This is a genomic window from Pseudarthrobacter leeuwenhoeki (assembly GCF_055412885.1).
Genome location: NZ_JBVAYY010000006.1, coordinates 1 through 10,674 on the forward strand (window position 1 = coordinate 1; position 10,674 = coordinate 10,674).

The 10,674-nt window shown below is 69.4% G+C and carries 6 protein-coding genes; 1 reads left to right on the forward strand and 5 read right to left on the reverse strand.

The window, feature by feature from the left end; translation table 11 throughout:
• The first annotated feature begins 204 nt into the window (after positions 1-204).
• Positions 205-1,053, forward strand: coding sequence for an SDR family NAD(P)-dependent oxidoreductase (locus ACZYX4_RS06370; protein ID WP_463874592.1), 849 nt, complete (start codon positions 205-207; stop codon positions 1,051-1,053).
• A gap of 21 nt (positions 1,054-1,074) precedes the next feature.
• On the opposite strand, the gene ACZYX4_RS06375 is transcribed toward ACZYX4_RS06370, so the two are convergent.
• The 5 genes from ACZYX4_RS06375 to ACZYX4_RS06395 form a co-directional block, all read right to left on the reverse strand.
• Positions 1,075-2,898 (reverse strand): putative bifunctional diguanylate cyclase/phosphodiesterase, encoded by a 1,824-nt coding sequence (locus ACZYX4_RS06375; protein ID WP_463874594.1) that lies wholly within the window; start codon positions 2,896-2,898, stop codon positions 1,075-1,077.
• A gap of 179 nt (positions 2,899-3,077) precedes the next feature.
• Positions 3,078-5,180: a putative bifunctional diguanylate cyclase/phosphodiesterase gene (locus tag ACZYX4_RS06380; protein WP_463874595.1), complete on the reverse strand. Its 2,103-nt coding sequence runs from the start codon at positions 5,178-5,180 to the stop codon at positions 3,078-3,080.
• A 134-nt stretch (positions 5,181-5,314) separates the two neighbouring features.
• Positions 5,315-7,531: a putative bifunctional diguanylate cyclase/phosphodiesterase gene (locus ACZYX4_RS06385; protein ID WP_463874596.1), complete on the reverse strand. Its 2,217-nt coding sequence runs from the start codon at positions 7,529-7,531 to the stop codon at positions 5,315-5,317.
• A 199-nt stretch (positions 7,532-7,730) separates the two neighbouring features.
• Entirely contained in the window at positions 7,731-9,140 is a 1,410-nt protein-coding gene (locus tag ACZYX4_RS06390; RefSeq protein WP_463874597.1) for a UDP-glucose dehydrogenase family protein, read from the reverse strand.
• Positions 9,137-10,285: a glycosyltransferase family 4 protein gene (locus ACZYX4_RS06395; protein ID WP_463874599.1), complete on the reverse strand. Its 1,149-nt coding sequence runs from the start codon at positions 10,283-10,285 to the stop codon at positions 9,137-9,139. The genes ACZYX4_RS06390 and ACZYX4_RS06395 overlap by 4 nt, the downstream gene beginning before the upstream one ends.
• Positions 10,286-10,674 lie beyond the last annotated feature (389 nt).

Here is a 10,674-nt window from a genome sequence, read left to right on the forward strand (position 1 = left end):
ATGGTACTGCACCCGGGAGGGTGTGGGAGAGTAGGTCACCGCCGGAACATCATTAAACGGTCGAGAGCCCCAACCACACGGTTGGGGCTCTCCCGCATTTAACAAGGAACCCACATACGGAACATTCGCCGTCCCGGCGTCGTTGTGATTCGGTAGGCTCGTCTTCGACCAGCCCGATTGCCGCTACCGCTCAAAGGATTTTCCATGACCGCTCGGACCATTGTCATTACCGGAGCCAGCGACGGCATCGGCGCGTCCGCCGCCCGGACGCTGAGTAAACAGGGGGAGCGGGTGGTTGTTGTCGGGCGCTCCGCGGAGAAGACCGAGCGGATCGCCCAAGAGATCGGCGCGGACTACTTCGTCAGCGACTTCGCGGAGCTGGCACAGGTGCGCCAACTCGCCGCGCAGCTGAAGGAGAACTACCCGCGGATCGACGTCCTGGCCAACAACGCCGGCGGCATCATGGGCCAGCGCGCGCTCACCGTGGACGGCCACGAGAAGACTTTCCAGATCAACCACCTGGCCCACTTCCTGCTCACCACCGAGCTGATGGACGTGCTCACCGCCAGCCACGCCACCATCATCAACACCTCCAGCGCGGCGAACTCGCTCTTCGGCAAGCTCGACATCGATGACCTTGACGCCGCCGGGAAATATTCCCCCAACCGGGCCTACGGCAACGCGAAGCTCGCGAACATCCTCTTCACCACGGAGCTTCACAACCGCTACAACGCGGAGGGCATCTCGACGGCAGCGTTCCATCCGGGCGGAGTGGCCACCAACTTCGCGGCGGACTCCACGAGCCCCATGCGTTTTGCCTACACGTCGTTCCTCAAGCGTTTCATGCTGACCCCGGACCAGGGCGCGGACACTCTGGTGTGGCTCGCTACGGCGACGCCGGGACAGGACTGGGTCTCCGGTGCCTACTACGCCAAGCGGGCGCTGGCCAAGGCGAACAAGCAGGCCTACAGCCCCGAGCTCGCCAAAGAGTTGTGGGACCGCAGTGCAGCCATGGTGGGCTCAGATCTTGGGGAGCTTGACCGGCGGCAGTAGTCCACGGCCCGACGCGCACGGCTAGCGGGCGGCGTCGACCTTGTCGATGGCCGTCAGGGCGCTTTCCATGGCCCCGGCCAGCTCACTGGCCGGGGCCGGTTTGGCGAACAGGTATCCCTGCAGGGAGTCGCAGCCGCGGTCCGTGAGGTACCGGGCCTGGGCCGGCGTCTCTACGCCCTCGGCGGTGACATGCAGGCCCGCGGCGTGCGCGGCGTCGATCATGGTGCCGAAGAACGGGAGCTGTTCCTGGCCGGTCTTGATCATCGCCACCAGGGAACGGTCGATTTTGACCTCGTCCAGCGGCAGCTCTGTGAGCCGGTCGGGGGAGTCGTGGCCCGTGCCGAAGTCGTCCATCGCGATCCGCACCCCGGCCTCGCGCAACTGCCGCAGCTGGCGCAGCACGGCTGAGCCCGATCCGTAGAATGCACTCTCGGTCAGTTCCAGCATGAGCTGGCGTGGTTCCACCCCGGCGGACGCCACGATCGCGAGCACCTCCGTGGCGAAATCCCGGTTCTGGAACTGCAGGGCGGAGACGTTCACCGAAACGCTGCACGCGGCGCCGCCGGCGAGCCAGGGCCGGATTTCGGTGCAGGCCCGGCGCATGACCTCGTCGCCGATCTCGCGGATCAGTCCGCTCTGCTCGGCTACGGGCAGGAACCGGTTGGGCGGAACCAGCCGGCCGTTCCGTTCCCAGCGCGCGAACGCCTCGAACTGCACCGCTGCACCGGGCCCCGGTGACAGCACAGGCTGGTAGTGGACCGTGATCTGGCCCAGCTCCACCGCTTGCCTGAGCCCGGCCTGGCCGTCGGCCCCGTCGGCATTGTGGGCACTGTCGGCCCCGTGCGCCCTGACGGCCGCAGCGTTCAGCATCTCCGGCCGGAACCGCAGCCACGCGTGCTTGCCTCCGGTCCTCGCGGCCGTCATGGCCGCGTCGGCCCGCCGGAGCAGCTCCGCGCCGTCGAGCGTCGGGGAAGTGCGGGAGGCCAGGCCTATGCTCACGCCCGGACGGACCAGCGATCCGCCGACACGCAGCGGGCCCTGCAGCGACCCGGCGATCCGGGTGGCCACTGCGTCCGCGTTGAGGCATTCGGTCAGCAGCACCGCGAACTCGTCGCCGCCGAGCCGGGCCACGGTGTCGTGCGGGCGGACGCAGTTGCGCAGCCGGCTGGCGACCTCCACCAGCAGTTCGTCCGCCCAGGAGCGGCCCCGCAGGCCGGGGCCCGTCACGTCAGCGAGGCTCAACAGCAGCACGTCCACCGGGTCCGGGCGCCGCAGCGCCGCGGCGAGACGGTCGTTGAACAGGGTGCCGTTGGGCAGCGACGTCAGCGGATCACGCAGCACCCCGGCCCGCACCTGGTCATCGTGCCCGGCGAAGGCAGCGGGAGCGGCCGTCGACGCCGCCAGCGTCCGACGGCGGTGCGCCGGACCGCCCGCTGTGGTGCCGCCGTCGTCCGGGTGGTTAAGGTGCAGCTCCGCCCGGTACCCGGCGCTGCGGACCGAGAGAGCGACGGACGGTGCGGGCGAGCCTGCCACGGCGCCGGCGGGCAGCAGTGCGCACGTGATTTCGACCGGGAATTCGGTGCCGTCAGCCCGGCGGCCGGCGCCAGTGAAGGGCTTGCCGGGGCGGGGTGTCGAGCCGGGCAGCGCGGCGAGGAGAGCGTGGAAGTCCGCGCGGCCGGGTTCGGCCAGGAGCAGGCTGGCGTCTGTGCCCAGCAGCTGTGGCCGGGAGTAGCCGAAGAGCTGCTCCGCGGCGGTGTTCAGGTAGGAAATGGACCTGTCCGGAGCGAGCAGCAGCACCGGGTCCGGGCCGTGCTCCAGCAGCACTTGTGCGAGTCCAGCGTCCATGTGTTTGCCTGCCCCCAAAGCCGGTGGATACGGATGCGGCCGCTCTTGCGGCGAGCAATGCGGTTTGCGCTCCCTGAAGCATATGCGCAGTTGCCGGCCGCGGCGCGCTGCGCATCATGCCACGGCCTAAAAGTTGCCCGGCAGCGGCAGCACTGACCGGCGGCAGCCCTGACGGGCGGCTATCCCGGGCGGGCTTCGTCGGCCAGTGCCGCGACGGCCGCGGCCGTGTTGCGGATGGCCAGCTCCCGGCGGTGCTCCGGCTCCGGTCGGGAGAACAGGAAACCCTGCAGGGCATCGCAGTCCTGGGCCATCAGGTAGTGGGCCTGTTCCGGGGTTTCGATGCCCTCGGCTGTGACCTTCAAGCCCAGGCTGCGGGCCATATGGATCATCGAGGTCAGGATCGGCAGCTTCTCCGCCCCGGTGCGCAGCATCGAGACAAAGGACCTGTCGATCTTGACGATGTCCACGGGGAGCTCCTGTAAACGGCCCAGCGAGGAGTAGCCGGTGCCGAAGTCGTCCAGGGCCACCCGGATGCCGGCCCCGCGCAGGCGCTCGAGCTGGTCGATGACGTGGGAGCGGGGATCAAAGAACACACTCTCCGTCACCTCCAGCACCAGCTGGTGCGGGTCCACGCTGCCCCGCGCCGCGATGTCCAGGACATGCTCGGCGAAGTCCCGGTGCAGTAGCTGCGCACCGGACACGTTCACCGCCAAGGTCCGGGAGGGGTCCTCCGCCAGCCAGGGCTGCAGCTCAACGCAGCTGCGCCGGAGCACCTCCGCTCCGATGTCCCGGATCAGGCCGCTGCGTTCCGCGGTCCTGATGAACTCGTCCGGGGGCATCAGCTTCCCCTCGAACTGCCAGCGCGCCAGGGCCTCGAACTGCACCACCTCCAGCAGCCCGGTGGAGACCACGGGCTGGTAGTGCACAACGATCTGGCCCAGTTCCACGGCCCGCCTCAGCCCGGCAGTGAGCTGGGTCCGTGCCAGCAGCTCGGCCAGCATCGCCGGCTGGAAATGGAGATAGCAGTTCTTGCCGGCTTCCTTGGCGGCGTACATGGCCAGGTCCGCCTGCCGCAACAGCTCCGAGGACGTCATGGCCCCGGTACCGCGGGTGGCGACCCCCAGGCTGAGGGCCGGCCGCATGAGCGTTCCCTCGATGGAGAACGGGGCGTTCAGGGTGGCCACGATCCGATGGGCCACGGCGTCGGAATCGTCGCAGCCGGTCAGCAGGACCACAAACTCGTCCCCGCCGAGGCGTGCCACGGTGCCGTGCGGCCCGACGCACTGCTGCAGCCGGCCCGCGATTTTCACCAGCATCTCATCCCCGGCGTGGTGGCCCAGGATGTCGTTGACTTCCTTGAAGTCATCCAGGTCCAGCAGCAGCACGTGCACCGGATCGTCCGTCAGCAGTGCGGCTTCGAGGCGTTCGGAAAAGAGTGTCCGGTTGGCCAGACCCGTCAGCGGGTCCTGGAACGCGAGTTCCTTGAGCTTGTCCGCCTGCTCGGCGAGTTCCGCCAGGGCGCGCCGGGCCTGGGCCTGGGCGCGCTGCGTGGAGGTGATGTCGCGGAAGTTCCAGATCCGGCCCACGACGAGGTCCCCGGCTTTCTGCGGCCGGGAGTAGAGTTCCACGGTGCGGCCGTCTTTGAACTCCAGCACATCGTGGCTTTGCCTGGCCCTGTCGGCGTGGAGTTCCGTGACTTTTTGCAGGAAGTACTCCGGATCCTGCAGTTGCCGGGAGATGAAGGTGACCAGCGCCGTCGGGTCCTCCGCCGTGATCAGCTCCGGCGGCATGCCCCACAACTGAAGGTACTGGTTGTTGATGCCGGTGATGAGTCCCTCGGTGGAGATGACCACAATTCCGTCGGCAGTGGATTCCAGCGTGGCGTCGAGCAGCGAGACTGCCAGCCGGCGACCGGAATCGGTGTCCTCCCGGTGGCTGCCGTCCCGGACCGCGACGGCCATGGCCGGGCCGCTGCCGAGCGTCACCAGCGAGCACGTGATCTCCAGGGCCAGTTCGCCGCCGTCGCGGCGCCGGCCTGCCGCCGCGAACGGCCGGCTGCCGGCCAGGCTGCCGCGGCCCAGCCGGCCCAAGACCCGCAGGAAACCGCCGCGCTCGTCCTCGGAGAGCAGGACGGTGTGCTGTGCTCCGAGCAACTGTTCGCGGGGGTAGCCGAAGAGACGCTCGGCGGCGGCATTCACGAAGGCGATGGTTCCGTCCGCGGCCACCAGCAGGACAGCATCGGGCCCCTGTTCCAGCAGGCTCTCTTCAATCCCAGTTCCCACGGCGATACCGGCCCTCCGAAGCGACGTTGGATGTGTTGATGGCTGTTCCGGCGGCGGCGGCGCGGACAAGTGCGTTCCTGAATCATAGGGTCCACAGGGCCGTGTGCAGTACCCCGCAACCGAAAGTGCGCAGGTCACCGCGGCCCGGACACCCGCTCTCCCCGAAGGGCGGCGAACGCGCCGTTGGCCCGGGCGATGGCGGAGAGCAGGCCGGGCCCGGCGGTGGGGCGGGAGAACAGGAAGCCCTGCAGCGAATCGCAGTCCAGCTTCATCAGGTATTCGACCTGGGCTGCCGTCTCGACGCCTTCCGCCGTGACGCTCAGGCCCAGGCCGTGGGCCATGGCGATCATGCAGCTGAGGATCGGCAGTTTCTCATTGCCGGTGTGGATCATGGACGTGAAGGACTGGTCGATTTTCAGGGTGTCCACGGGGAGCCCCTGGAGCCGGCCCAGCGAGGAGAACCCGGTGCCGAAGTCATCCAGCGCCACCCGCACGCCGGCGTTCCGAAGGGCGGTGAGCTGTGCGATCACGTGGCAGTCATCGTCAAAGAAGACACTCTCGGTGACTTCCACGACCAGCTGCCGCGGGTCCACGCCGGTGTTCCTGGCGACGGCCAGCAGCAGCTCCGCGAAGCCCCCGTGCTGCAGCTGCACGCCGGAGACGTTGACGGCGAGGGAGCGTTCGGAGTCCTCCGCCAGCCAGGGTTTCAGCTCGGCGCAGCCCTTCAGCAGCACCTCCGTGCCGATCTCGACGATCAGTCCGCTGCGTTCCGCCGCCGGGATGAACTGCGCCGGGGGGACGATGCCGCCGTCGCGCTCCCAGCGGGCCAGCGCCTCAACCTTCACCACGACTCCGCTCCGGGTCGAAACAATGGGCTGGTAGTGCACGGCGATCTCGCCGGCATCCACAGCCAGCCGCAGCCCCGCCTCCAGCTCGGTGCGCTCCACGAGGGACTTCATCATCTCCGGGCGGAACCGCAGGTACCGGTTCTTCCCGGCGGCTTTCGCCGCGTACATGGCGATGTCGGCGCGGCGCAGCAGCTCCGAGGCGTCCACGGCATCCTCGCTGATCGACGCCAGGCCCAGGCTGAGGCTCGGGCGCAGCATCATCCCGTCGATCCAGAGGGGCACCCGCAGGGACGCGACGATCCGTTCGGAAACGGCGTCGGGGTCCAGCGAACCGACCAGCAGCACCACGAATTCGTCACCACCCAGGCGTGCTACAACGTCGTTCGGTCGGACACACTCCCGCAGGCGCCGGCCGACCTCGATCAGCAGCTGGTCCCCGGCATGGTGGCCCAGAATGTCGTTGACTTCCTTGAAATCGTCCAGGTCCAGCAGCAGGACGTCGACGGCGGTGCCGCACGGCCCGCGCAGGGCCGCCTCGAGGTGGTCGGTGAAGAGCTGCCGGTTGGACAGGCCGGTCAGCGGGTCCTGGAAGGCGAGGGCTTTGAGCTGGGCGGCCTGCTCGGCAAGATCGGCCATGGCCTGGGCGATCCGGTCCTGGGCGATCCGGGCCGGGGTCACGTCGCGGAAACTCCACACCCGGCCGACCACCCGGTCCGCGACCTTCTGCGGCCGGGAATAGCGTTCGACGGTGCGGCCGTCACGGAAGTCCAGGACGTCGTGGCTTTCGGCGTCCGGAACGGCGTAGAGCGCGGCAATCTTCTCAGCGAACTGCGCGGGGTCCACCAACTGGTCCAGGACGAAGCCCATCAGGACGTCGTCGTCCTGGGTGGCCAGCAGTTCCCGCGGCACGCCCCACATGGCGACGAACTGATTGTTGACCCCGGCGATCCGGCCGTCGCGGCCGACGACGAGAATGCCGTCGGCCGTGGATTCCAGCGTGGCGCTGAGCAGGGACAGGGCGTCGCGTAGCCCCGCGTCCGCGGCGAGCCGGTGCGAGGTGTCGCGGACGGCTACGGCCATGCTCCGGGGGGCGCCGCTGGTATCCTGGACCAGCAGCGAGCAGGCCACTTCGCCCTGGAACTCGGTGCCGTCGCGCCGCACCCCGTAGGCCTCGACCGGCGGGAGGACGGGGGTGTAGGTGGGGGCGGCGTCCGACGCGCTGACGGCGGCGGGGCCGGCGTCGGAGTCCTTGCGGAGGGCGAAGAGGAGACGGTGGAAGCTGCTGCGGAATCCTTCGGCGAGGAGCATGCGGTGGTCCTGGCCCACGAGCTCCTCGCGGGTGTAGCCAAACATGCGCTCCGTGGCGGCGTTGACCAGGCGGATGGTGCCGTCCTCCGCGATCACCAGGAGGGCATCGGGGCTGGATTCCAGCACCGACTCGACGCCGGGCGGCGGGTACGACGAAAACGTCACGGTGCCGCCACCGTACACATTTGAGACCACCGGTCATTCATTTAGAGTCCCTCCCCTCAGGAAATCATAGGGGTCTCACGGCCGGGCGGTGACCACGTGAGTACGGCGTTTCAGCGGCCGGGTTTCAGCGCCCGGGGTGCCGGCGCGTCCCGTCAGCGGGTCCTGCCGGCGGGTCCTGCCGGCGGGCCTGTCAGCGGGGCCTGCCGACGGGTCCTGTCAGCGGGTCCTGTCAGCGGGTCCCGTCAGCGGTGGCCGGGCCGGCCGGGACCAGCTGGTGGCCTGCGGCGTCGCTGGGGCTGGTGGCGCGGCCCCGGCCCAGGCCGCGGACTGTCCAGCCCTCCGCTTCCCAGAGCGCAGCGTCGACGACGTTCCGTGCGTCCAGCAGGGTCCGGCGCCGGACCAGCGCCCCCGCCACGGCTGGCCGGAGCAAGGCGTACTCGTCCCACTCGGTCAGCAGCAGCACAAGCTCGGCCCCTTCCAGGGCCGCGGACGTGGACGGCTCGAAGCGCAGCTGCGGGTAGCGGAGCCACGCATTGTTGATCGCGGCCGGGTCTGTCACCGTGACATGGGCGCCGGCCGACGCCAGCTGCAGGGCAACGGCCAGGGCAGGGGAGTCCCGGATATCGTCCGTGTCCGGCTTGAAGGCCGCGCCGAGCACGGTGACCCGGCGGCCGCCGAGCTGGCCGCCGCACAGTTCCCGGGCCAGGCCGACGGTGCGGGAACGCTGGTCCTGGTTGATGGAATCCACCACTGCCATCCACTGATCCACCGAATGCACGCCCAGACCCGCCGCCTGGACCCGGAGCGAGCGGATGTCCTTGGGCAGGCAGCCTCCGCCGAAACCCAGGCCGGCATGGAGGTACCGGCTGCCGATGCGCGGATCAAAGCCCATTGCTGCGCCCAGCTGTTTCACGTCGGCGCCCGTTGCGTCGCAGAGCTCGGCCATGGCGTTGATGAAACTGAGCTTGGTGGCAAGGTACGCGTTCGACGCCGACTTGATCAGTTCCGCCGTCGCGAAGTTGCAGACCAGGCGCGGAACCCCGGCGGCGAGCAGGGGGTTGTAGACGGCGTCGAGGGCTGCAGTGATCGCTGCGCCCGTGTTGCCGGGGCCGGTGTTGGAACCGCCGTCCTCAGGGACGCCGTAGACCAGGCGGTCCGGGACCAACGAGTCCTTGACCGCGGTGCCCTGGCGCAGGAATTCGGGGTTCCAGCCCAGGAGCACGTCCGGCCGCGGCGTCAGCACACCGCTGAGCATGTCCACCGTTCCGACCGGGACCGTGGACTTGCCCACCACAGCGGAGCCTGCGGCCAGGTGGGGGAGCAGCGCCTCCGTGGCGGCGACGAGATAACTGAGGTCGGCGCCGTCGGAGGTCTTGGACTGCGGTGTGCCCACGCAGAGGAAATGCAGCTCGGCGCGGGCGGCGTCGGCGAAGTCCGTGGAGAAGCCGAGCCGTCCGGTGGTGATGCCCTCGCGCAGGAGTTCGTCCAGCCCGGGCTCGAAAAACGGTGCCGCACCACAGCCCAGCTGCTCCACCTTGGCGGCGTCGACGTCGATCCCCACCACGGTGTGGCCCATCGAGGCGAGGGTGGCCGCGTGCACGGCCCCCAGATAACCGCAGCCGATCACGGAAATTATCACAGGGCGACTCCTTGAGGGGTTGTTTTGGGGATGCAGGCGGCGAGGACCGCCTCGTAATGCTGGACCAGCTCGGCACCGAGGGCGGACCACGTCCGTCCCTGGACCGAAGCCTGGGCCGCCGCTGCGAACGCGCGGCGTTTGGCGTCGTCGCCCATCAGGTCCACCACGTGGGAACGCAGCGCGGCAAGATTCCCCGGCTCATACAGCCACCCGGTGCGGGAGTTCTCGACGAGGTCCAGCGGGCCGCCGCGGCCGGTGGCGACCACGGGTACGCCGGAGGCCATCGCCTCCTGGATGGTCTGGCAGAAGGTCTCGAACTCGCCGGGGTGGACGAAGAGATCGAAGGACGCCACCGCGCGTGCCAGCTCCTCGCCGCCGAGGAAGCCGGTGAAGACCGCATCCGGCAGGGCGTGCTCCAGGGCCTGCCGCTGGGGTCCGTCGCCGACAATCACCAGCCGGGTGCCGGGGACATCGGCCAGCACGGCGAGGTCCTGCACCTGTTTTTCGACCGCGAGCCGGCCCACGTAGCCGATGATGCGCTCGCCGGCCGGGGCCACGGCGGCCCGCCACCCGGCATCGCGCCTGGCCGGGGAGAACCGGTCGGTGTCCACGCCGCGGCGCCACATCGCGACCCGCGGAATGCCGCGGCCGCGGAGCTGCTTGAGCGCGAAACTGGAGGGGGCTAGGGTCAGCGAGGCCAGCAGGTGGATGTTCTCCACCCGGCTCCACGCCCAGTTCTCCAGGAACGGGACCCCGTAGCGCCCGGCGTAGCCCGGGACCTCGGTCTGGTAGATGGCGATGGTCGGGATCCCCAGCTGGTGGGCGGCCTGAGCCGCGCGCCAGCCGAGCACGAACGGCGACGCCAGGTGGACCACGTCCGGCGCATACTCGGCAAGGATTCGCTTGACCCGAGAAACACCGCCTATTGCCACCCGTACGTTCGCGTAGCCGGCCAGCGGCACCGAGGGCAGCCGGTGGACATGCGCCCCGTAGACCTCGTTGGGGGCCTGCGTGTCCTGCGTGGACGGCGCGATCACGAGCACCTCGTCCCCGCGCTCCTGCAGATGCTCCAGGACCCGCAGGATTGAGTGGGTGACCCCATTCATCAGCGGCAGGAATGACTCAGCAACAATTGCGATCCTCACCCCTCCAGAGTGCGGGGGCAGGCTGTCGGCGCGGGGTGAGGGGGATGGCGGGGGAAGGAAGAGTGGGTTAACGGCGGTGTGGTCCGGGGCCGGGGTGGGTGAGACTCTTGGTCCCCTGGACATGTCCTCCGCTACTGGTACGGGGCCACCCCGCCCACTGGACATGCCCTCCGCTACTGCTGCGGGGCCACCCCGCCCACTGGGCATGCCCTCCGCTACTGCTGCGGGGCCACCCCGCCCACTGGGCATGCCCTCCGCTACTGCTGCGGGGCCACCCCGCCCACTGGACATGCCCTCCGTCCGGGCCAGGGATTGGACATAATCCCCATATGCCCGCTCGGTGCAGCGAAAAATGAGCATGTCCACCCCGGTTGGCGGCCATATGCGGC

What these genes read in the sequence shown, in the direction of transcription:
- ACZYX4_RS06370 (WP_463874592.1), top strand. Translation starts at nt 205, where the DNA reads ATGACCGCTCGGACCATTGTCATTACCGGAGCCAGCGACGGCATCGGC.
- ACZYX4_RS06375 (WP_463874594.1), bottom strand. Translation starts at nt 2,898, where the DNA reads ATGGACGCTGGACTCGCACAAGTGCTGCTGGAGCACGGCCCGGACCCG.